The 20771-nt window shown below is 64.9% G+C and carries 21 protein-coding genes and 1 tRNA gene; 13 read left to right on the plus strand and 9 right to left on the minus strand.

What is annotated here, in order from left to right; all coding sequences use genetic code 11:
- Window positions 1-15: 15 nt before the first annotated feature.
- The 3 genes from ccmE to AC4PTO_RS02705 all read left to right on the plus strand — a co-directional run bounded on the left by ccmE (window position 16) and on the right by AC4PTO_RS02705 (window position 1625).
- Window positions 16-459: a cytochrome c maturation protein CcmE gene (ccmE, locus tag AC4PTO_RS02695; RefSeq protein ID WP_492731610.1), complete on the plus strand. Its 444-nt coding sequence runs from the start codon at window positions 16-18 to the stop codon at window positions 457-459.
- A 72-nt stretch (window positions 460-531) separates the two neighbouring features.
- The gene (locus AC4PTO_RS02700) at window positions 532-1143 is read left to right on the plus strand and encodes a holin-associated N-acetylmuramidase (RefSeq protein ID WP_492731612.1); all 612 of its coding nucleotides are present in this window, start codon (window positions 532-534) and stop codon (window positions 1141-1143) included.
- On the plus strand, window positions 1134-1625 hold the full coding sequence (locus tag AC4PTO_RS02705) for a holin family protein (RefSeq protein ID WP_492731614.1): 492 nt from the start codon (window positions 1134-1136) through the stop codon (window positions 1623-1625). The genes AC4PTO_RS02700 and AC4PTO_RS02705 overlap by 10 nt, the downstream gene beginning before the upstream one ends.
- Window positions 1626-1719: 94 nt before the next feature.
- Here AC4PTO_RS02705 and ocd read toward each other — a convergent pair whose 3' ends face one another.
- Together ocd and rocF are read right to left on the minus strand one after the other, a co-directional pair.
- Window positions 1720-2763: an ornithine cyclodeaminase gene (ocd, locus tag AC4PTO_RS02710; RefSeq protein ID WP_492731616.1), complete on the minus strand. Its 1044-nt coding sequence runs from the start codon at window positions 2761-2763 to the stop codon at window positions 1720-1722.
- Entirely contained in the window at window positions 2760-3686 is a 927-nt protein-coding gene (gene rocF, locus AC4PTO_RS02715) for an arginase (RefSeq protein ID WP_492731619.1), read from the minus strand. Before rocF ends, ocd begins: the two co-directional genes overlap by 4 nt.
- A 304-nt stretch (window positions 3687-3990) precedes the next feature.
- On the opposite strand from rocF, the gene AC4PTO_RS02720 reads away from it, so the two are divergent.
- A complete protein-coding gene (locus AC4PTO_RS02720) occupies window positions 3991-4197 on the plus strand; it encodes a cold-shock protein (protein ID WP_492731621.1) in 207 nt (68 codons plus the stop codon).
- Between the two features lie 92 nt (window positions 4198-4289).
- Here the strand turns inward: AC4PTO_RS02720 and metG are convergent, their stop codons facing one another.
- Together metG and AC4PTO_RS02730 are read right to left on the minus strand one after the other, a co-directional pair.
- Window positions 4290-6020 carry a methionine--tRNA ligase gene (gene metG, locus AC4PTO_RS02725; protein WP_492731623.1) on the minus strand — a complete coding sequence of 577 codons (1731 nt, stop codon included), beginning with the start codon at window positions 6018-6020 and terminating at the stop codon, window positions 4290-4292.
- A gap of 97 nt (window positions 6021-6117) precedes the next feature.
- The gene (locus tag AC4PTO_RS02730) at window positions 6118-6873 is read right to left on the minus strand and encodes an SDR family NAD(P)-dependent oxidoreductase (RefSeq protein WP_492731625.1); all 756 of its coding nucleotides are present in this window, start codon (window positions 6871-6873) and stop codon (window positions 6118-6120) included.
- A gap of 143 nt (window positions 6874-7016) precedes the next feature.
- On the opposite strand from AC4PTO_RS02730, the gene AC4PTO_RS02735 reads away from it, so the two are divergent.
- From AC4PTO_RS02735 to AC4PTO_RS02755, 5 genes are all read left to right on the plus strand, one after another.
- Window positions 7017-7102: transfer RNA gene (locus AC4PTO_RS02735), tRNA-Leu, on the plus strand.
- Between the two features lie 112 nt (window positions 7103-7214).
- Complete coding sequence (locus AC4PTO_RS02740) at window positions 7215-9002, plus strand: ABC transporter transmembrane domain-containing protein (protein WP_492731627.1); 1788 nt, start codon at window positions 7215-7217, stop codon at window positions 9000-9002.
- Window positions 9003-9108: 106 nt separating this feature from the next.
- Complete coding sequence (gene lysM, locus AC4PTO_RS02745) at window positions 9109-9552, plus strand: peptidoglycan-binding protein LysM (protein WP_492731629.1); 444 nt, start codon at window positions 9109-9111, stop codon at window positions 9550-9552.
- 168 nt (window positions 9553-9720) lie between these two features.
- A complete protein-coding gene (locus AC4PTO_RS02750; RefSeq protein ID WP_492731631.1) occupies window positions 9721-11610 on the plus strand; it encodes an acyl-CoA synthetase in 1890 nt (629 codons plus the stop codon).
- A gap of 330 nt (window positions 11611-11940) precedes the next feature.
- Entirely contained in the window at window positions 11941-12105 is a 165-nt protein-coding gene (locus tag AC4PTO_RS02755; protein ID WP_492731633.1) for a hypothetical protein, read from the plus strand.
- Window positions 12106-12170: 65 nt separating this feature from the next.
- Here AC4PTO_RS02755 and cutA read toward each other — a convergent pair whose 3' ends face one another.
- Complete coding sequence (gene cutA / locus AC4PTO_RS02760; RefSeq protein ID WP_492731634.1) at window positions 12171-12485, minus strand: divalent-cation tolerance protein CutA; 315 nt, start codon at window positions 12483-12485, stop codon at window positions 12171-12173.
- A 112-nt stretch (window positions 12486-12597) separates the two neighbouring features.
- Between cutA and AC4PTO_RS02765 the strand changes: the two genes are divergently transcribed.
- The gene (locus AC4PTO_RS02765; protein WP_492731635.1) at window positions 12598-13284 is read left to right on the plus strand and encodes a hypothetical protein; all 687 of its coding nucleotides are present in this window, start codon (window positions 12598-12600) and stop codon (window positions 13282-13284) included.
- A 69-nt stretch (window positions 13285-13353) separates the two neighbouring features.
- On the opposite strand, the gene ettA is transcribed toward AC4PTO_RS02765, so the two are convergent.
- The 4 genes from ettA to AC4PTO_RS02785 form a co-directional block, all read right to left on the minus strand.
- Complete coding sequence (gene ettA / locus AC4PTO_RS02770) at window positions 13354-15009, minus strand: energy-dependent translational throttle protein EttA (protein WP_492731636.1); 1656 nt, start codon at window positions 15007-15009, stop codon at window positions 13354-13356.
- Window positions 15010-15101: 92 nt separating this feature from the next.
- On the minus strand, window positions 15102-18857 hold the full coding sequence (metH, locus tag AC4PTO_RS02775; protein ID WP_492731637.1) for a methionine synthase: 3756 nt from the start codon (window positions 18855-18857) through the stop codon (window positions 15102-15104).
- A 138-nt stretch (window positions 18858-18995) separates the two neighbouring features.
- Window positions 18996-19133, minus strand: a complete 138-nt coding sequence (locus AC4PTO_RS02780) for an entericidin A/B family lipoprotein (protein WP_492731639.1) — start codon at window positions 19131-19133, stop codon at window positions 18996-18998.
- A 51-nt stretch (window positions 19134-19184) separates the two neighbouring features.
- Window positions 19185-19460 (minus strand): hypothetical protein, encoded by a 276-nt coding sequence (locus tag AC4PTO_RS02785; protein ID WP_492731641.1) that lies wholly within the window; start codon window positions 19458-19460, stop codon window positions 19185-19187.
- Window positions 19461-19582: 122 nt separating this feature from the next.
- Between AC4PTO_RS02785 and AC4PTO_RS02790 the strand changes: the two genes are divergently transcribed.
- The 3 genes from AC4PTO_RS02790 (at window position 19583) to AC4PTO_RS02800 (ending at window position 20767) form a co-directional block, all read left to right on the plus strand.
- Window positions 19583-19948: a hypothetical protein gene (locus AC4PTO_RS02790; RefSeq protein ID WP_492731643.1), complete on the plus strand. Its 366-nt coding sequence runs from the start codon at window positions 19583-19585 to the stop codon at window positions 19946-19948.
- Between the two features lie 72 nt (window positions 19949-20020).
- Window positions 20021-20206: a hypothetical protein gene (locus AC4PTO_RS02795; protein WP_492731645.1), complete on the plus strand. Its 186-nt coding sequence runs from the start codon at window positions 20021-20023 to the stop codon at window positions 20204-20206.
- 69 nt (window positions 20207-20275) lie between these two features.
- Window positions 20276-20767, plus strand: coding sequence for a cytochrome b (locus tag AC4PTO_RS02800; RefSeq protein WP_492731647.1), 492 nt, complete (start codon window positions 20276-20278; stop codon window positions 20765-20767).
- The last annotated feature ends 4 nt before the right edge of the window (window positions 20768-20771 follow it).

Here is a 20771-nt window from a genome sequence, read left to right on the forward strand (position 1 = left end):
GCAGGAGGACGCGCGATGAAAAGCCTCAAGAAGAAACGCCGTATCCAGGTGCTGCTGGTCACGGCCCTGGCGCTTGTGATCGCAACCGCGATGATCGGCTATGCCATGCGCGACGGGATCAACTTCTTCCGCTCGCCCACGCAGGTTGCCGAAGAGCCCCCGAAACCGGGCGAGACGTTCCGCCTGGGCGGTCTGGTCGAAGAGGGCAGCCTGAAGCGCGGCGAAAGTGAGGTCATCACCTTCAACGTCACCGATGGCGGCGCCGTGGTCCCGGTCCGCTTCGCGGGCGTGCTGCCCGATCTTTTCGGCGAGAACCAGGGCATGATCGGCACCGGCAAGATGGAAGGCGACGTCTTCGTGGCCGAGGAAATCCTTGCCAAGCATGACGAAAGCTACATGCCCAAGGAAGTTGTCGATGCGCTCAAAGAGCAGGGCGTCTATCAGGACCCTAACAGCTGAGCGACCGCCCCCCAAGGGCGGCATTAACCCCCCGTGACGGATTTTCCCCAAACAAGCTTTGGGGAAAATGCCATGAAATCCGTGCAGGACATCGCCCGCGAGATCGTCGCCCGTGAAGGCGGCTATGTGAACGATCCGGACGATCCGGGGGGCGCCACCAAACATGGCGTGACACTTGCAACGATGCGCCGGCTGGGGATCGACCTGAATGGCGACGGGCGCGTTAATGCAACCGATCTGCGCGCGCTGAGCCGCAGCCAGGCCGAACAGATCTTCATCCGCCACTATTTCGAGGCGCCGCGCATCGCCGAACTGCCGCAGGCGATACAGGCCTCGGTCTTCGACATGCTGGTGAATGCGGGCGCCCAGGCGGTGCGCATCCTGCAACGCCTGCTCAACCAGATGGGCCACCGGGTTGCGACCGACGGCATCATCGGCCCGCAAACCATTTCCGCGGCCCATGCCGCACAATCCGCGGCCCCCGGCCATTTCGCCGATGCCTACGGGATCGCCCGGCGCAACTACTACTATGCGCTCGGCGATGCGCGCCCCGCCTCGCGGAAATATGCCCGCACCCGCAAGGGCGGGAAAGGCGGCTGGATCCTCCGCGCCGAGGAATTCATCTCGCCGCGCTTCCATCTCAGCATAGCCGACCACAAGGCGAGGACCGCGGCATGGGGCTGATCGAGAAAGTCGTGGGCAGCGCCGGCGCCACGACCGCGCTCGGCAATGCCGTGGCCGGCGCGGCCGAGGTCTTCATCCCCAATGCCACCAAGAAGATGGAGGCCGCGCATGCCGCCTATGTCGCGGCCCTCGGCGAACACGGGGTCGAGTTCGAGCATGTCCGCGACGGCTGGTTCGACCGCTTCGTGAACGGGCTGAACCGGATGCCCCGGCCGATGCTGGCGCTCGGCACGCTCGGGCTCTTCATCTATGCCATGATAGACCCGGCCAGCTTCGCGCAGCGGATGGTCGGCCTGAACTATGTGCCCGAACCGCTCTGGTGGCTTCTGGGGGCGATCGTCAGCTTCTATTTCGGCGCGCGCGAGGCCCATTACTTTCGCACCCGCCCCGTACTTCCCCCGCCGCCCGCGGCCCCGTCCGAAGACAACCCCGCGCTTGCCGAATGGCAGCAGCAAAACGCAAGCGCATATTCACCAGAGTGAAAATATCCTCGGGGGGAACGTCACCCGGCCCCGTCGAGGGGCCGGATGACGTCGGGGGGCAGACAGCCCCCCGCGCACAGCCCCATCCGCCCGTCTATTCCGCCCGCATCAGCATCCCGTAAAGGTCGCGCGGGTCGTCGGGATCGGCGATCATGTCCAGCTCGTCATAAAGTCCGCTGCCGTGGATCATGCGCAGCACATAGCGCAGCGCCGAGAAATCCTCGACCGCAAAGCCCACGCCGTCGAACAGCGTCACCTGGGCCCCTGATACCCGACCGGGCGCGGCGCCGGTGATGACCTGCCACAGCTCGGTCACCGGATGATCGGCGGGCAGCTGCTGGATCTCGCCCTCGATTCGGGTCTGCGGCGGATATTCCACGAAGATGTCCGAACGATGCAGGATCCCCGGCGCAAGCTCGGTCTTGCCCGGACAATCGCCGCCGATCGCGTTCAGATGGACGCCCGCGCCCACCATGTTGTCGCTCAGGATCGTCGCATATTGCTTGTCCGCGGTGCAGGTGGTGATGATCTGCGCCCCCTCGATCGCCTCTTCGGCGCGTGCGCAGGCCACGACGCGCAGGCCCGTGCCGCGCAGGTTCGCGCGGCATTTCTCGGTCGCGGCCGGATCGACATCCCACAGCCGCACTTCCTTGATGCCGCAGACCGCGCGGAAGGCCAGGGCCTGGAACTCGGATTGTGCGCCGTTGCCGATCATCGCCATGACGCTGGCCCCTTTCGGCGCAAGGTGACGCGCCGCCATGGCCGAGGTGGCCGCGGTGCGCAACGCCGTCAGCACCGTCATTTCCGACAGCAGCAGCGGATAGCCGGTATCGACATCCGCCAGCAGGCCGAAGGCGGTGACGGTCTGCAACCCCTCGCGGGCGTTCTTGGGGTGCCCGTTCACATATTTGAACCCGTAGGTCTCGCCGTCCGAGGTGGGCATCAATTCGATCACCCCGACCTCCGAATGGCTGGCCACGCGCGGGGTCTTGTCGAAATCCGGCCAGCGGCGGAAATCGGCCTCGATCTCGTCGGCAAGCTCGCGCAGCATTCGTTCCAGACCGATCCGGTGGATCAGCCGCATCATGTTGGCCACCGACACGAAGGGCACGAGGGCACGTTGCGAAGGCGCGCTCATCCGAAGCTCCTTGTCGGGCGGTCAAAGACCTTGCGGCCCATCAGGCTGCCGACAAGATCGACCATGAGTTTCGCGGTCCGCCCGCGCTCGTCGAGAAACGGGTTCAGTTCCACAAGGTCGAGCGAGCTGACAAGCCCGCTTTCATGCAGCAGTTCCATCACCAGATGCGCCTCGCGGAAGGTGGTGCCGCCGGGCACCGTGGTGCCGACGGCGGGCGCGATCGCGGGATCGAGGAAATCGACATCGAGCGAGACATGCAGGAACCCGTCTGCCGCCCGTACCCGGTCAAGGAAATCGCGCAAGGGGGCGACCACGCCGCGTTCGTCCAGAACGCGCATGTCGTTGATTGCGATCTCGTGCGACAGAAGGCCGGCATGTTCGGCCGGATCGACCGAGCGGATCCCGAACAGGCAGATGTTCTGCGCCGGAACCGGCGCGGGGAATGGCGGGAAGGGGGCAAACCCGTCGCGCCCGGCGATATAGGCCACGGGCGTGCCATGCAGGTTGCCCGAGGTCGTGGTTTCGAGCGTGTGGAAATCCGAATGCGCATCGAGCCACAGGACGAAAAGCGGCCGCCCGGCTGATTTCGCATGGGCCGCAACGCCCGACACGCTGCCAAGCGACAGCGAATGATCGCCGCCCATGAAGATCGGGAACCCCTCGGCCATGGCGGCTTCGGCGGCGGCACTCAGCGCGCTTGTCCAGCCAAGCGTCTCTTCCAGATGATGCACGGCGACATTGGCGCAGAGCGCCCCCGTGACGGGGTGGGGCGCGACATCGCCCGTGTCGCGCACCTTGTGGCCAAGGGCCTCAAGCGTGTCGGCAAGGCCCGCCACGCGATAGGCGGCCGGTCCCATGAGGCAGCCGGGGCGGCGCTGGCCGCTGTCCACCGGGGCCCCGATCAGAATGCAGGTCTTGGTCATGTGTTCTCCCTTTGGGACAGTTTTTTGCAATCGCGTGCCAAGGGAAAGCCCAATATCGCGCAAAATGCGCGTTCATATGTCCATATTGACATATTTTCCCGCCGATATGGATTGCCCGTGACCTGCCAGGGCGGGCGCGGCATGGCGATAAGGCTTGATTCCGCGATGCCGAAGGCCCATATACCCCTCCGCGACGTTACCTTTATCGACCCGCTGTTCCTTCATCGGCCAGTCTTTCGATTCTGCAATGACTGCGCCGGGCCGCCGCAATCGTGCGGGTGGCATATCAGAAGGAGAATTCACGATGGCTACGGGCTCCGTGAAATGGTTCAACACCACCAAAGGTTATGGCTTCATCGCGCCGGACAACGGCAAGAAAGACATCTTCGTGCACATCTCTGCCGTTGAGCGCGCTGGCATCCAGCAGCTGAACGACGGTCAGAAAGTGACCTTCGACATCGAAGCCGGCCGCGATGGCCGCGAGTCGGCCACCAACCTCGCGCTGGCCTGATTCATTCGATCTGCGAATGCGAAACGGGGCGGGTGTGAACCCGCCCCGTTTTCATTTTCCCCCGTGATCGTGGGGGGCGCCGGGAAGCGGCCTTAGCCGCGCTGCCCGGAAAACTGCTTTTGCCATTCCTCGCGCTCTTCATCGGCGATCTTGCGAAACAGCACGTCCGGCGTGGTGAATGCATGCCCCGCGGGCAGCGATTGCAGCGCGGCGGCCACATCGGCGGGCCAACCGCGATCCTCGGTGCCCAGGGCCTGAAGCATGGCGGCTGCGGCATCGGGGATGAAGGGCTCGGACAAAACCGCGTAGATCCGCACGAGATTGAGCGCGAGCCGCGTCTGCGCGGCGGCCTGCACCGGATCGGTCTTGAACTGTGTCCAGGGGGCTGCGGCCTGAAGATATTCGTTGCCGGCCACCCAGATTGCGCGAAGCTCGGTCGCGGCCTTGCGGACATCCATCGCTTCCATATGCGCCTCATAGGCGCGGATGCGGGTCGTCAGTTCTTGCTGAAGGGCGGTTTCGCGTTCGCGCCATGCGCCGCCCTCGGGCAGCGCCTCACCGAATTTCGAGCGGCAGAACTTGGTGATGCGGCTGACGAAATTGCCCAGCACATCGGCCAGGTCCTTGTTCACGCTGGTCTGGAAATTTTCCCAGGTGAATTCGGAATCCGAGCTTTCGGGCGCATGGCTGAGCAGCCACCAGCGCCAGTAATCCGAGGGCAGGATCGACAGCGCCTGATCCATGAACACGCCGCGCCCCTGGCTGGTCGAGAACTGGCCGCCATCGTAATTGAGATAGTTGAAGGACTTGATGTAATCCACCAGCTTCCATTGCGCGCCGCCCGCGCGGTTCGCGCCGATGATCGTGGCCGGGAAGGACAGCGTGTGGAAGGGAACGTTGTCCTTGCCCATGAACTCGGTATAGACCACGTCTTCGGCGCCCTTGTCGGTGCGCCACCAGCGCTGCCATGCGGCATCGTCCAGCCCGTTGGCATCGGCCCATTCCGCGGTGGCGGCGATATATTCGATGGGCGCGTCGAACCAGACATAGAAGACCTTGCCGTCCATGCCGTTCCAGGGGGCGCCGTCGAACTGCGCGGGCACGCCCCATTCCAGATCGCGGGTGATCCCGCGGTCCTGAAGCCCCTCGCCGTCGCCCAGCCATTTCTTGGCGATCGAGGTGGTCAGCACCGGCCAGTCGGCCTTGCTGTCGATCCAGCTCTCCAGATCGCCCTTCAGGCTGCGCTGCCGCAGGTAAAGATGCTTGGTCTCGCGCACCTCAAGCCGGGTCGAGCCGGAGATGGCCGAGCGCGCGTCGATCAGGTCGGTGGGGTCAAGCTGCTTGGTGCAATTCTCGCACTGGTCGCCCCGCGCCCGCTCGTATCCGCAATTCGGGCAGGTGCCCTCGATATAGCGGTCGGGCAGGAAGCGGTTGTCGTCGATCGAGAAGACCTGGGATTCGACGACCTCGCGGATCAGGCCCTGTTCGCCCAGTGTCCGGGCGAAATACTGCGTCAGCGCATGGTTGCGCGCGCTGGACGAGCGGCCGAAATGATCGAAGGACAGCCGGAACCCGCGGGCAAGCCCCGCCTGCACCTCATGCATTTCGGCGCAATACTCGGCGACGGGTTTTCCCGCCTTGGCGGCGGCCAGTTCGGCCGGGGTGCCGTGTTCGTCGGTGGCGCAGATGAACATCACCTCATGTCCGCGCGCGCGCTGGTAGCGGGCGAACAGATCGGCGGGCAACTGCGAACCGACAAGGTTTCCCAGATGCTTGATGCCGTTGATATAGGGGATCGCCGATGTGATGAGGTGCCGCGCCATCCAAGCCCTGCCTTTCGTCCGGTTCTTGGGCGCGGTTTACAAGGGTTCCGGGGCCAAGGCCAGAGGGTCTTGTGCGGCCGGCCCCGGAACCGCGGGCTTATCTGGCGGTGTAGCCGCCATCGACCAGATGATAGGAGCCGGTGATGAAGCTTGCCCGGTCCGACAACAGGAAGGCAACCAGTGCGGACACCTCGCGCGGCTCGCCCAGACGGTTGAGGGCGTGCTGGCCTTCAAGATATTTCAGCGTGTCGCGGTCAAGCGCGTTCTCGACCAGTGGCGTGCGGATGAAGCCGGGGCCGACGGCGTTGACGCGCACCCCCTGGGCGGCATGCTCAAGGGCCGCGTTCTTGGTCATGCCCACCACGCCATGCTTGGCGGCCACATAGGCCGGTGCCCCCGAAAACCCGACCGAGCCGAGAATTGAGGCGATGTTGACCACCGCACCACCGCCCGCCTTGGCAATTTCGGGGATGCCATAGCGCATGCCGTAGAAGACGCCGTTCAGGTTGATGTCGATCACCTTCTTCCAGCCGTCCAGCGGGTATTCCCCGGTCGGTGCCGACGGCCCGCCGATGCCGGCATTGTTCACCAGAAGATGCAGCGCGCCCGTCTGTTCGACCGCAAAGGCCACCATCGCCGCGACATCTTCGGGCTTTGCCACATCGCCCGCAAAGGCGATCGCGCGGCCGCCGGCGGCCGTGATCGCCTCCACCACGCCTTGCGCGTGGGCCTTGTCCAGATCGGCCACAATGACGGTTGCGCCACCCTCGGCGAGTTCCTCGGCGATAGCCGCCCCTATGCCAGATCCCGCACCGGTAACGATTGCGGTCTTGCCTTCAAATCGGATGTCCATGATCCACTCCTGTCCTTGCTGCCGTGGCGGATGCCACGCGGGAAGTCCTGCAAGAAGATGTGGCCATGAACGGTGCCCGATCAACCCCGGGGGGCTGCGTCACACTTGCCGCTTCGCGGTGCATCGGCTAGCCAAGGCGACGTGCGGGCGTGGCGAAATGGTAGACGCATGGGACTTAAACTCCCTTGGGCGCAAGCCCGTGCCGGTTCGAGTCCGGCCGCCCGCACCAGATGCGCCGGGGCGCGGGGTGCTGCCCGTTGCCGCGGCGGGCTTAGGGACTAGGTGCTTGCCCCTTGGGGCGTCAGCCCCTAAACCACAGCCCGGACCTATGGGGAAGACGCATGGCACGCAGGGCAGAAAACACGGCCGTCGACCGGCCGACCACGAAACGGATCGGCGCGCTCAGGGGGCTTGTTCCGTTCGTCGCGCCCTACCGGGCCTTTGCCTTCGCGGCCCTTGGCGCGCTGGTGCTGACCGCCTCGATCAGCCTGATTTTGCCGCTTGCGGTGCGCCGCGTGGTGGACGGCTTTTCCGAAGGTGCCGCGCTGCTGGACCAGTATTTCACCGCAGCCCTGATGATTGCGGGGCTTTTGGCGCTTGGCACGGGCGCGCGCTACTATCTGGTCACGCGGCTGGGTGAGCGTGTGGTGGCCGATATCCGCAAGGCGGTGTTCGACCGCGTTCTGGGCATGAGCCCGGCCTTCTTCGAGCGTATCCTGACCGGCGAGATCATCAGCCGCATCACCACCGATACCACGCTGATCCTTTCGGTCATCGGCTCGTCGGTGTCGGTGGCGCTGCGCAACCTGCTGATCCTGATCGGCGGCATGGCGATGCTGCTGCTGACCTCGGCCAAGCTGACGGGGCTGGTGCTGCTGGTGGTGCCTGCCGTGGTCGTGCCGATCGTCGTTCTGGGCCGCCGCCTGCGCGTGCTGTCACGCCAGAACCAGGACTGGATCGCCAGCTCCTCCGGCTCGGCCTCCGAGGCGCTTTTGTCGGCGCAGACGGTGCAGGCCTTCACCCACGAGGCCGAGACGCGCCATGCTTTCGCCGATGTGACCGAGAAATCCTTCGACGCCGCGCGCCAGCGGATCACCACCCGCGCGGTGATGACGGTGATCGTGATCTTCCTCGTCTTTGCCGGGGTGGTGGGCGTCTTGTGGGTCGGCGCGCGCGACGTGCGCCTTGGCGCCATGAGCGTGGGCGAGCTGGTGCAATTCGTGATCTACGCCGTGATGGTCGCGGGTTCGGTCGGCGCCCTGTCCGAGATCTGGGGCGAGTTGCAGCGCGCCGCCGGCGCGACAGAGCGGCTGGTGGAACTGCTTGGCGCCGAGGACACGGTGTCCGACCCAGCGCATCCCGTTCCGCTGCCGATCCCGGCCGCCGGACGCATCGAGTTTCAGGACGTATCGTTCCATTATCCCAGCAGGCCCGATGTCTCGGCGCTCGACCATGTGGACCTGAGCATCGCGCCGGGTGAGACGGTGGCGCTTGTCGGTCCCTCGGGGGCGGGCAAGACGACGGTCATCCAGCTTATCCTGCGCTTCTGGGATCCGGAGACCGGCAAGGTGACGGTGGATGGCTACGACCTGCGCGATCTGGCGCGCGCCGATTTCCGCCGCGCCATCGCGCTTGTACCGCAGGACCCGGTGATCTTTGCCGCAAGCGCGCGGGAGAATATCCGTTTCGGCCGCCCCGACGCCTCGGACCGCGAGGTCGAGGACGCCGCCCGCGCCGCCCATGCGCACGAGTTCCTGGCCGCCTTGCCTGAAGGCTATGACACCTATGTGGGGGAACGCGGCGTGATGCTGTCGGGTGGGCAGAAACAGCGCATCGCCATCGCCCGCGCGATCCTGCGTGACGCGCCGATCCTTCTGCTGGACGAGGCGACCTCGGCGCTGGATGCGGCCTCTGAACGCGAGGTGCAGGCCGCAGTCGAGAAGCTTGCCGTCGGGCGAACTACGATCATCGTGGCCCACCGCCTGGCCACCGTGAAGAAGGCCGACCGCATCGTGGTCTTCGACGAGGGCCGCATCGTCGCGCAGGGCACGCATGACGCGCTGGTGGCAGAAGGCGGGCTTTATGCGCGCCTTGCGCGGCTGCAATTCACCGCCGGCTCCGACGGCTAAGCGGCGTCCGGGGTAAAATTTCCCCCTGTCCAATCCGGCCGTGCTGCCGCAAGATCGCACCACAGGCGCCCATGTCGGGGGCCGTCCCTGCCGAAGGAGCGTAAAAATGGGAATGTGGAGTTTTGTGAAAGACGCGGGAAAATCGCTGTTCGGGTCCAAGGCCGAAGCGGCCGAGGCCCCGAAGGAAGACGTGCTGCGCCACGAACTGAAAGAGCTTGGGCTTGATGCCAAGGGCGTCGATCTCAAGGTCGAGGGCGACAAGGTCGTCGTTTCGGGCAAGGCCGTCGATGCCGAGACCAAGGAAAAGATCATCCTTGCGGTGGGCAACGTCTCCGGCGTGGCCTCGGTCGAGACGGATGCCGACGAAGATACCGCCGACGCGGTCTTCCACACCGTCGTCAAGGGCGACACGCTTTCGGCGATTGCCAAGAAGACGCTTGGGAATGCCAACCGCTACCCCGAGATCTTCGAGGCGAACAAGCCCATGCTGTCCCATCCCGACAAGATCTATCCGGGCCAGGTGCTGCGCATCCCCGGCGGCAAGGCCTGATCCCTTCGCCCGATGCGCGCGCCCCGGCCCCGGCCGGGGCGCGATTCCCCTGCGTCAGAACCCGGTGACGTGACGTTTCGGCGTGCCGCGGCACTTGCCGTGCCGCAGGGTTTTGCACATGCTTGTGCGAACGTCCGCCGAGGAACGGATGCCAGGGGAGGAAAACCGATGCCGAAATTCGCATCCATTGCCGATCGTGATTTTGTCGAACAGGAGATGCCGTGGGCGGCGCGGGACCGTGCCGGAACGATCTACGAATTCCTGACGCGCGCAAAGGACCGGTTTGCCAATCGCCCCGCGCTTTCCTTCCAGATCCTGTCGGGTCCCGGCGACAAGGCCGAGACCATCGACTGGGCCACGCTTCATGCCCGCGTGACGCAATCCGCCAACCTCTTTCGCAAGCTTGGCGTGGGGCCGGGCGACACCGTCGCCTATCTGCTGCCCAACTGCCTTGAAACGGCGGTCGTTCTGCTTGGCGGCTCGACGGCGGGGATCGTGAACCCGATCAATCCGCTTCTGGAGCCCGAACAGATCAGCGCCATCCTGCGCGAAACCAACGCCAGGGTTCTGGTCACGCTCAGGGCCTTCCCCAAGACCGACGTGGCCCAGAAGGCGGCCGAGGCAGTGAAGTTCGCCCCAAATGTCAAAACCGTGCTTGAGGTCGACCTGAACCGCTACCTCACCCCGCCCAAAAGCTGGATCGTGCCGCTGGTGCGCCCGAAGAACCCGGTCGAGCACAAGGCCGACGTTTTTGCCTATGGCGCCGAGGCCGCGAAGATGCCCGCCGACCGGTTGACCTTCGAGGATGCGCGCGGCGACCGGGTGGCGGCCTATTTCCACACCGGCGGCACCACGGGGATGCCCAAGGTCGCGCAGCACAAATATTCCGGCATGATCTATAACGGCTGGCTGGGCGCGCAGCTTCTGTTCGACGAAACCGATGTGCTGATCTGCCCGCTGCCGCTGTTTCACGTCTTCGCGGCCTATCCGATCCTGATGTCGGCGATCGCCTCGGGGGCGCATGTGGTCTTCCCCACACCGGCGGGGTATCGCGGCGATGGGGTGTTCGACAATTTCTGGAAATTGGTCGAACGCTGGAAGGTGACGTTCCTGATCTCGGTTCCCACCGCGATCGCGGCGCTGATGCAACGCCCGGTCAATGCCGATATTTCCAGCCTGAAGACCGCGATTTCGGGCTCGGCGCCGCTTCCGATCGAGCTTTACAACCGCTTCAAGGCCGCGACCGGGGTCGAGATCGCCGAAGGCTACGGGCTGACCGAGGCAACCTGCCTTGTGTCGTGCAACCCGGTCGACGGAATGAAGAAGGTCGGATCGGTCGGCATTCCGCTGCCCTATACCCATGTCCGTATCCTGAAGCGCACGAATGGCAGCTTTGCCGAATGCGGCACCGACGAGGTGGGCGAGATCTGCGTGGCCAATCCGGGCGTCTTCGAAGGCTCGACCTATACCGAGGCGGACAAGAACCATGACCTTTTCGCCGAGGACCGCTTCCTGCGCACGGGCGATCTGGGGCGCATCGACGCGGATGGTTATCTGTGGATCACGGGCCGGGCGAAGGATCTGATCATTCGCGGGGGGCACAATATCGACCCCGCCGAGATCGAGGATGCGATGCTCAGCCATCCGGCGGTCGCCTTTGCGGGTGCCATCGGTCAGCCCGACAGCTTCGCGGGCGAACTGCCCTGCTGCTATGTCGAACTGGTCGCGGGGAGTACCGTCACCGAGGCCGAACTGGTCGAACATGCCCGCAAGCATATTCACGAGCGGGCCGCCATTCCCAAGCATATCGAGGTGATGGAGGAATTGCCCAAGACCGCCGTGGGCAAGATTTTCAAGCCCGATCTGCGCAAGCGCGCCATCACCCGCGTTCTGAATGCCACGCTGGCCGAGGCCGGGATCGCCGCGCATGTCGTCGCTGTCGTCGAGGACAAGAAGCGTGGTCTCGTTGCACAGGTTGCGACCACCGGCACCCCCGATGAAGAGGCCCTGGCCCGCAAGCTGGGCGAATTTGCCGTCGCCTGGGACTGGGCGCGCTAAACTTTCTGACATTTTGATTGCCGTGCCGGGGGTGGCTCCCCGGCACGAGGCGATTCGCATTCCGCAATACACGCAACGGTAGAGCGTCTTGCCGGACCGCTGGCAATGCGGGGATGGCGCCTGCATTGTTGCTGATGTTGGAACAATAAACGCCCCGATGGACTGGACTGTTGTTTGCACCGAAGGATGCCTTGTTTCCGCCCTTCAAGTGACACAATTCCGCCCCGCCTGCGCCATCTTTCGGACACTTCTTGATACAATCGTAAGTTGTATGGCGCAAATGTGGCGACCGTGGGACGCCAAACGGATCAACAGAAGGGAACTCTGGAAATGACCAATTTCATTGAAAAAGCGCGTGCCGGGCGGACCAACGCCCTTTCCAGCCTGACCGCCGGAGGTGGTGAAACGCCGCGTAATCGGGCGATGTCGCGCCATGATCCGGTCACATTTGTCTCGCGCCGCGGGCAGGGCCGGATGGCCACAATCATGACATAATTCACCCGATCCATTCGGGATGCAGACCTGAAAGGGGCGCGTGGGGCACGCGCCCCTTCTGCTGTTCAGAGGGTGGTTTCGTTTACCCAGGCCGCATAATCGGCATTCACGCGGATCGTGTCGGCCGCGATCATCGGCACCTCGTAGGGGTGATGGCGGCGGATCGCGGCGAAGGCCCGTTCGACCAGATCCTCGCGGGTCTTGAGCCAGAGCTGCACTTCGGGCTCGTTCTGCTGCGTGCCGTTCCACAGATAATGCGATTCGACCTTGGCGCCGATATTCGCGCAGGCGATCAGCCGCGCCTCCAGCAGGGCCTGCGCGATGGCGCGGGCCGTGGCGAGATCGGGGCAAAGCGTCAGAAGGCGGGCGATCCTGTGCATGTCCTGGCACTCCTTGCAGGGTTAAGACCACTTGTGCGGCTGCGGCTGCAGCGCCTGCTTTGCGAAACTGCCCCGATCCGCTAGCATGGGTCAACCGGATGCGGAGACGCCCATGCGCTGCCTTGCCGTTCTTGGCCTGACGATGCTGCCCGCCTGCGGGTTTGTGGATTACGACGCCGCCCCGGTGGGGCGGTTCGACGGCTCGGTGATCGTCATGTGGGTGGGCGAGACGCAGGACGGGATGGGCGATGGCAGCTTCGTCTATGTTCCCTCGAAGAACCCGCTGACCTTCACGCGCAACAATCCCGACGCGACCGTGCAGCAGATCCGCCCGCAGATCATGTATACCGATGGCGGCTCGGTTCCGCAGCTTGCGCAGGTCTTCAACGGCTTTTCGCCCTGGGGCTATGCCCCGGCCTATATGGTGCATGACTGGCTGTTCACGGCGCGCAAATGCCTCAATGACGGGGCGGCGACGCCTGCGGAAGAGGCCGTGCGCGACATGACCTTCGCCGATAGCGCCGAGGTGGCCGCCGAGGCGATCAAGACGCTGATCGCGGCGGGGGACGTGCAGCCGAACGACCTTGCGCCCCGCGCGATTTCCTCGGCCGTGGCGGGGTCCATTTCGCGCAGCTTGTGGAACAGCACGGGCGCCTGCGCGGCCGAGCGGGTTTCGGACGCGCATCTTGCCCAGATCGAGAATGCGCTGCCCGGCACGCTTGGCACCGCCCGCAAGGCGCTGAGCGTGCGCCGCGCCGATCAGCCGAAGGCGAAGATCATCCAGGTGATCGAGTTCTGAGCCAATGCAAAGGCCGCGCCCCCGCAGGGCGCGGCCTTCCGATATCCCTGCGCCGGGCGACGCCGGGGCTCAGCGCGTGAATTTCTTGTATTTCACGCGCTTGGGTTCCACCGCATCGGGGCCAAGCCGGCGGATCTTGTCTTCCTCATAGGCCTCGAAGTTGCCCTCGAACCATTCCACATGGGCCTCGCCCTCGAAGGCGAGGATATGCGTGCACAGGCGGTCAAGGAAGAAACGGTCGTGCGAGATGATGACCGCGCAACCCGCGAAATCGTCCAGCGCGGCCTCGAGCGCCTGAAGCGTCTCGACATCCAGGTCGTTCGTCGGCTCGTCCAGAAGCAGCACGTTGCCGCCCGATTTCAGCAGCTTGGCCATATGCACGCGGTTGCGTTCCCCGCCCGACAGCAGACCCACCTTCTTCTGCTGATCGCCGCCCTTGAAGTTGAAGGACGAGCAATAGGCCCGGCTGTTCATCTGCGCATCGCCCAGCTCGATCTGCTCGGCCCCGCCCGAGATTTCCTCCCACACGGTCTTGTTCGGGTCGAGCGCATCGCGCGACTGGTCGACATAGGACAGCTTCACCGTGTCGCCATAGCTGATCGCACCGTTGTCGGGCTGTTCCTGCCCGGTCAGCATGCGAAACAGCGTCGATTTCCCCGCGCCGTTGGGGCCGATCACGCCCACGATGCCGCCCGGCGGCAGGCTGAAGGACAGCCCTTCGATCAGTTGCTTGTCGCCGTAATGCTTGGACAGGCCCTCGACCTCGATCACCTTGCTGCCAAGGCGCGGGCCGTTGGGGATGATGATCTGTGCGCGCGAAAGCTTGTCGCGCTCGGACTGGCTGGCCATTTCCTCATAGGCATTGATCCGCGCCTTCTGCTTGGCCTGCCGCGCCTTGGCGCCGGCGCGGATCCATTCCAGTTCGCGTTCCAGAACCTTCTGGCGGGCCTTGTCCTCGCGTGCTTCCTGTTCCAGCCGCTTGGCCTTCTGCTCCAGCCAGGCCGAATAGTTGCCCTCATAGGGGATGCCGCGGCCGCGGTCGAGTTCAAGGATCCAGCCGGTGATGTCGTCCAGGAAATAGCGGTCGTGGGTGACGATCAGGATCGTGCCCTTGTATTCGATCAGGTGCTTTTGCAGCCAGGCGATGGTTTCGGCATCGAGGTGGTTGGTCGGTTCGTCCAGCAGCAGCATGTCGGGCGCTTCGAGAAGCAGCTTGCACAGCGCGACCCGGCGCCGTTCGCCGCCCGAAAGGGTGCTGACATCGGCATCGTCGGGCGGGCAGCGCAGGGCCTCCATCGCCACGTCGACCTGACTGTCGAGATCCCACAGGTTCTCGCTGTCGATCTCGTCCTGAAGGGTGGCCATTTCCTCTGCGGTCTCGTCCGAATAGTTCATGGCCAGTTCGTTGTAGCGTTCCAGCTTGGCCTGTTTCGCCGCGACCCCCAGCATCACGTTGCCGCGCACATCAAGCGACTCGTCAAGCTGCGGCTCTTGCGGCAGGTAGCCGACCTTGGCGCCCTTGGCGGCCCATGCCTCGCCGGTGAAATCCTTGTCGATCCCGGCCATGATGCGCAGAAGCGTGGATTTCCCCGCGCCGTTGACGCCGACCACCCCGATCTTCACGCCGGGAAGGAAGTTCAGGCGGATATTCTCGAAGCATTTTTTGCCGCCCGGATAGGTCTTCGAAACACCATCCATGTGGTAGACATACTGATAGGACGCCATCGCAATACCTCGTGCCGCAAAAGGGTTCGGGGCTATGTAGGGGAAATGCCCCCCGGTTGGAAGGGGCGACGCGCTGCGCGCCGCCGGGGTGCTTATTCGGCCGCCTGTGCGGGCGCGCTGCCCGGAACGTAGTTCAGGACCGGGGCCAGCCAGCGTTCGGCCTCGTCCACGGGCATGCCCTTGCGCGCGGCATAATCGGCCACCTGGTCGCGCTCGACCTTGGCGACGCCGAAATAATAGCTGTCGGGATGGCCGATATAGAGGCCCGAGACCGAGGCGCCGGGCCACATCGCCATGCTTTCGGTCAGTTCCACTCCGGCATTGCGCCCGGCATCCAGAAGCCGGAACAGCGTGGCCTTTTCGGTGTGATCGGGCTGGGCGGGATAGCCCGGCGCGGGCCGGATCCCGTCATAAGGCTCGCCGATCAGGTCCTGCGGGGTGAAGCTCTCATCGGGCGCATAGCCCCAGTGGTCGCGCCGCACCTCTTCGTGCAGCCGCTCGGCCAGGGCCTCGGCGAAGCGGTCGGCAAGGGCCTGCACGAGGATCGCGGAATAGTCGTCATGCGCGGCCCTGAAGCGTTCGGCGATCGCGTATTCCCCGGCGCCCGCGGTGACGACGAAGCCGCCCACATAATCGGGCCCCGCGCCTTCGGGCGCCACGAAATCGGACAGCGCGACATTGGGGCGGCCGTCACGCTTGGCCACCTGCTGGCGCAGGGTGTGCAGATCGGCCAGCGTCTCGCTGCGGCTTTCGTCGGTATAAAGACGGATGTCGTCGCCCACCGCGTTGGCTGGCCAGAACCCCAGAACTGCGCGCGGCCGCAACCAGCCCTCTTCGATGATCCGGCCCAGCATGGCCTGGGCATCGGCAAACAGCGCACGCGCCGCAGCACCCTGCGCTTCATCCTCAAGGATGCGGGGATAGACGCCCTTCATCTCCCATGTCTGGAAGAACGGGGTCCAGTCGATATAGCGCGCAAGCCCGGCCAGATCCCAGTTTTCCAGCACGCGGGTGCCAAGGAAGGCGGGTTTCGTGGCGCGGTAGCCCTGCCAGTCGATGCGCAGCGCGTTGGCGCGCGCGGCCTCCAGCGGCAGGCGGGATTTCTCGCGCTCGTTGCGGGCGTAGCGGGCGGCGACCTCGGTATAGTCCGCGCGCACGGAGGCCACATAGTCGCGGCATTGCTCGGGCGACAGCAGCGCCGAGACGACACCCACCGCGCGGCTGGCATCGGTGACGTAAAGCGCCTGCCCGCGCAGGTAGCGCGGCGCGATCTTGACCGCGGTATGCACCTTGGAGGTGGTGGCCCCGCCGATCAGCAGCGGCAGGTCAAGGCCCTGCCGCTCCATTTCGGTGGCGACATGGACCATCTCGTCCAGCGAGGGCGTGATCAGGCCCGACAGCCCGATGATATCCACCTTCTCGTCGCGCGCGACCTCGAGGATCTTTTGCGCGGGCACCATCACGCCAAGGTCGATGATCTCGTAATTGTTGCAGGCCAGAACGACGCCGACGATGTTCTTGCCGATATCGTGCACGTCGCCCTTCACGGTGGCCATCAGCACCTTCCCCGCCGCCTGCCGGCCACCATTCGCGGCCTTTTCGGCCTCCATATGGGGCAGCAGAACCGCCACCGCCTGCTTCATCACGCGCGCGGATTTGACGACCTGCGGCAGGAACATCTTGCCCGCGCCGAACAGGTCGCCCACCACGTTCATGCCCGCCATCAGCGGCCCCTCGATCACGTCAAGCGGGCGCGCGGCGGCAAGGCGTGCCTCTTCGGTATCGGCCTCGATGAATTCGGTGATGCCGTTGACCAGCGCATGTTCCAGCCGCTTGTCGACCGCAAGCGCCCGCCATTGCAGATCCTTTTCGCGCGCGGGGCCCGCGCCTGCGCCACGGAACCGTTCGGCGATCTCCAGCAGCCGCTCGGTCGCGGTGCCGCCCGCACGGGGCGCGCGGTTGAGCACCGCATCCTCGCAGGCCTCGCGCAGGTCGGGGTCGATCTGGTCATATACCGCAAGCTGGCCCGCATTCACGATCCCCATGTCCATGCCGGCCTGAATGGCGTGATAGAGGAACACCGCGTGCATCGCCTCGCGCACGGGTTCGTTGCCGCGGAAGCTGAAGGACAGGTTCGACACCCCGCCCGAGATGTGGACATGCGGGCAATCGTGCCGGATGCGTGCCGCCGCGCGGATGAAATCCTGCCCGTAATTGTCATGTTCTTCGATGCCGGTGGCGATGGCGAAGACGTTTGGGTCGAAGATGATGTCCTCGGGCGGGAAACCCACCTCCGAGGTCAGCAGCCGGTAGGCGCGGGAGCAGATCTCGACCTTGCGATCCTCGGTATCGGCCTGGCCGCTTTCGTCGAAGGCCATGACGACGACCGCCGCGCCATAGGCACGTGCAAGGCGGGCCTGCCGCAGGAAGCTTTCCTCGCCCTCCTTCAGCGAGATCGAGTTCACCACGGGCTTGCCCTGAACGCATTTCAGGCCCGCCTCGATCACCTCCCATTTTGAGCTGTCGATCATCACCGGCACGCGGGCGATATCGGGTTCGGCCGCGATGAGGTTGAGGAACTCGACCATCGCGCCCTGTGAATCGATCAGCCCCTCGTCCATGTTCACGTCGATGATCTGCGCCCCGTTCTCGACCTGGTCGCGCGCGACCTCCAGTGCGGCGGCATAGTCCCGGGCGGTGATCAGCTTGCGAAACCGGGCCGAGCCGGTGACATTCGTGCGCTCGCCCACGTTCACGAAGGGGATGTCCGGGGTCAGGGTGAAGGGCTCCAGCCCCGACAGGCGCATCCGGCGTGCGGGCCGGGGCAGGGCGCGCGGCGCCTGGCCGCCCACGGCCTCGGCGATGGCGCGGATATGCGCGGGGGTCGAGCCGCAGCACCCGCCCACCACATTCACCAGCCCGTCGCGCGCGAATTCGGCGATCTGCGCGGCCATCGCCTCGGGACTTTCGTCATAGGCGCCCATCTCGTTGGGCAGGCCCGCATTGGGATAGGCGCAGGTGAAGGTGTCGGCCACGCCCGCGATCTCGGCCAGATGGGCGCGCATCTCGGCCGCGCCAAGCGCGCAGTTCAGCCCGATGGTGAACGGATCGGCATGGCGGACCGAGTGCCAGAAGGCCGTCGGCGTCTGGCCCGACAGCGTGCGCCCCGAGCGGTCCGTGATCGTGCCCGAGATCATCACCGGAAGGCGCAGCCCGGTCCGGGCAAAGACCTCTTCGCAGGCGAAGATCGCGGCCTTGGCGTTGAGCGTATCGAAGATCGTCTCGATCAGGAGGATGTCCGCGCCGCCTTCGATCAGGCCCGTGACCTGCCGGGCATAGGCAAGGCGCAGATCGTCGAAGGTAACCGCGCGGAAGCCCGGATCGTTCACGTCCGGGCTGATCGAGGCGGTGCGGTTCGTCGGCCCCAGGGCGCCCGCCACGAAGCGCGGGCGTCCGTCGATCGCGGTGGCGCGGTCCAGCGCGCGCCGCGCCAGCCGCGCGCCGTGCAGGTTCAGGTCGTGCACCGCGCCTTCCATGCCGTAATCGGCCTGCGCGATGGTGGTCGAGGAGAAGGTGTTCGTCTCGACGATATCGGCGCCGGCCATGGCATAGTTGAAATGGATCTCTTCGATGGCCCGCGGCTGGGTCAGGATCAGCAGGTCGTTATTGCCCTTTTGCGGCTGGTCCGCGCCATGATGGCAGGCGCAGCCTGACCCGTGCCCGGCAAAATCCTCTTCGCTCAGGCCAAGATTCTGGATCTGCGTGCCCATCGCCCCGTCAAGGATCAGGATGCGTTCACGCGCGGCCTGTGCAAGCTGGTCGAAAACGGGCGATCGGGGAAGGGGCATGGCGTCGTGTCCTGACATGGCGGGGGCGGGACACATCTAGGCCATGCCGGACCTCAAGGAAAACTCATAATCCTAATGAAAATCATGAGCGTTGTTCATGTTGCGGGCAGCCCGCCCCGCAGGCCGCCCGCAGCAGGATCACAGCCTGGACTGCGCCTTGCTTGCCTCGGACGAGAGGGCGCTGCCCGCGGATTCGATATCGCGGCCGGCCCCTTTCACGGTTTCACAAGCGGTCAGCGCCAGAAGCGCGACCAGGGCGGTCAGGGTTGCTTTCATCGGCATGTCTCCTTGGGCGCGGCCTGTTTGTCCTTGGTGTCCCGTCGCCGCTCAGGCATTGCCGCGCTGAGCTTCGGGATGGGTTGCGATGAATTCCCTCAGTGTCGCCCACAGGTCGCGCGCATGGTCCAGATCGTCACGGTGCAACGCCTCGCGGATATCCTCGCAGATCATCAACTGTACCTGTTGCGCGCCCTTGGGCAAGTGCATCATGTATTCCGCAAGGGCCGTGGCACGCACCCGGCCCAGATGCTCGTGCTCGGCTATGGCCTCGATCTCGTCCCGTGTCAGGCTGGACATGTCGAGTATGTCGTCGATGTTGATCATGGCACTTCCTCCCAAAGCCATCGGCAAAGTCTAGCACCCTGCCGGGGCCGGCGTCATGACCTGGATCATCAGGGCCAGGGGCGGTAACGGATTTTTAACCATGGGCTGCGCAGTCTGGCGCAATGCGATACCTGGCCCTTGTCCTTCTTGTCCTGACGGGATGCGCCTCTCCGGCGCCCAGGTTCTTTGGTGCGGTGCGTCATGACATCAGCCTTGAGGGGTATCGCTTTGCCGTCTTCGTCAAGGACGACAGGGCCGAGGTGATCCGGCTGGGCTATCTTCGGCGCGCGGAACGCGATCCGGTGCCCGCCCTTATGCAGCGTGCGGCCGAAATGGCATCCGGCTGCGCCGTGCAGGGCCCCGCGCGTGGGGGATGGGCCTCGCCCTCACTGCCGGGCGATACGGGGGAGGCGCGGTTTCAGCTGGCATGTGCCGCCGCCGCCGGCGGTGTGCGACACCCCGCCGCACGGCCCGCACACGGTTTCTGACCCAGATCAAGGCCGCGCCGGGAATTTTCTGGTGCACAAGGCCTGAACGATCGAGACCCGAAGGAGTCCAGTATGTTTCGCCTTTTCAGCATCATGTACGCACTTGCCGGCCCGACGCTTGCCGGCATCCTTGTCACCGCGGTCCTGGCGATGAATATGATCAACACCCAGTCCGTTATCGTGGCGGCGGCTGTCGGGTTCCTTCTGGGCCTGCCGGTCGCATGGCTTGTGGCAAAACAAATCAACGATAACGCCTGAGCCTCGACGGAAACGGGCGCATTCCACGTTATGCTTGTGGATATGACGTCTGATTGCCGGAGAATCGATATGACCCAGCCCAAAGGATACTCGATCACACAGATCGGGCTGCATTGGATCGTCGCGCTGCTGATCCTATTGCAGTATGTTCTGAATGACAGCATTTCGCGCGCGTGGCGCGCCTATGTCGAAGGGCGGGAAATCACGTTTGACCCGTTGGTCGCGCAGCATGTGTTTGGCGGGATCCTGATTGCCATCCTCGTCTTTTGGCGTATCGCACTGCGCGTCCGGCATGGCGCTCCGCCTCCGCCCGAAGAGGAAGCCCCCGCGCTCAAGCTCGTGGCGAAGGCGACACATGGGCTGCTTTATGCCCTGATGCTGCTGTTGCCGCTGTCTGGCGGGCTGGCGTGGTTCATGGATGTCCGCCCGGCGGCCGAGGCGCATGAGATCATGAAAGCGCTTCTGATGCTTCTGGTCGGGCTGCACATCGCGGGCGCGCTTTATCATCAGTTCGTGCTCAGAAATAATCTGATCGGCCGGATGAAGCGCCCGGCCGATTAGGCCC

This window comes from Rhodobacter maritimus (assembly GCF_058747975.1).

Bases quoted from the DNA above. Each gene is read 5' to 3' on its own strand.
- ccmE (WP_492731610.1), top strand. From the start codon at position 16: ATGAAAAGCCTCAAGAAGAAACGCCGTATCCAGGTGCTGCTGGTCACG.
- AC4PTO_RS02700 (WP_492731612.1), top strand. From the start codon at position 532: ATGAAATCCGTGCAGGACATCGCCCGCGAGATCGTCGCCCGTGAAGGC.
- AC4PTO_RS02705 (WP_492731614.1), top strand. From the start codon at position 1,134: ATGGGGCTGATCGAGAAAGTCGTGGGCAGCGCCGGCGCCACGACCGCG.
- ocd (WP_492731616.1), bottom strand. From the start codon at position 2,763: ATGAGCGCGCCTTCGCAACGTGCCCTCGTGCCCTTCGTGTCGGTGGCC.
- rocF (WP_492731619.1), bottom strand. From the start codon at position 3,686: ATGACCAAGACCTGCATTCTGATCGGGGCCCCGGTGGACAGCGGCCAG.
- AC4PTO_RS02720 (WP_492731621.1), top strand. From the start codon at position 3,991: ATGGCTACGGGCTCCGTGAAATGGTTCAACACCACCAAAGGTTATGGC.
- metG (WP_492731623.1), bottom strand. From the start codon at position 6,020: ATGGCGCGGCACCTCATCACATCGGCGATCCCCTATATCAACGGCATC.
- AC4PTO_RS02730 (WP_492731625.1), bottom strand. From the start codon at position 6,873: ATGGACATCCGATTTGAAGGCAAGACCGCAATCGTTACCGGTGCGGGA.
- AC4PTO_RS02740 (WP_492731627.1), top strand. From the start codon at position 7,215: ATGGCACGCAGGGCAGAAAACACGGCCGTCGACCGGCCGACCACGAAA.
- lysM (WP_492731629.1), top strand. From the start codon at position 9,109: ATGGGAATGTGGAGTTTTGTGAAAGACGCGGGAAAATCGCTGTTCGGG.
- AC4PTO_RS02750 (WP_492731631.1), top strand. From the start codon at position 9,721: ATGCCGAAATTCGCATCCATTGCCGATCGTGATTTTGTCGAACAGGAG.
- AC4PTO_RS02755 (WP_492731633.1), top strand. From the start codon at position 11,941: ATGACCAATTTCATTGAAAAAGCGCGTGCCGGGCGGACCAACGCCCTT.
- cutA (WP_492731634.1), bottom strand. From the start codon at position 12,485: ATGCACAGGATCGCCCGCCTTCTGACGCTTTGCCCCGATCTCGCCACG.
- AC4PTO_RS02765 (WP_492731635.1), top strand. From the start codon at position 12,598: ATGCGCTGCCTTGCCGTTCTTGGCCTGACGATGCTGCCCGCCTGCGGG.
- ettA (WP_492731636.1), bottom strand. From the start codon at position 15,009: ATGGCGTCCTATCAGTATGTCTACCACATGGATGGTGTTTCGAAGACC.
- metH (WP_492731637.1), bottom strand. From the start codon at position 18,857: ATGCCCCTTCCCCGATCGCCCGTTTTCGACCAGCTTGCACAGGCCGCG.
- AC4PTO_RS02780 (WP_492731639.1), bottom strand. From the start codon at position 19,133: ATGAAAGCAACCCTGACCGCCCTGGTCGCGCTTCTGGCGCTGACCGCT.
- AC4PTO_RS02785 (WP_492731641.1), bottom strand. From the start codon at position 19,460: ATGATCAACATCGACGACATACTCGACATGTCCAGCCTGACACGGGAC.
- AC4PTO_RS02790 (WP_492731643.1), top strand. From the start codon at position 19,583: ATGCGATACCTGGCCCTTGTCCTTCTTGTCCTGACGGGATGCGCCTCT.
- AC4PTO_RS02795 (WP_492731645.1), top strand. From the start codon at position 20,021: ATGTTTCGCCTTTTCAGCATCATGTACGCACTTGCCGGCCCGACGCTT.
- AC4PTO_RS02800 (WP_492731647.1), top strand. From the start codon at position 20,276: ATGACCCAGCCCAAAGGATACTCGATCACACAGATCGGGCTGCATTGG.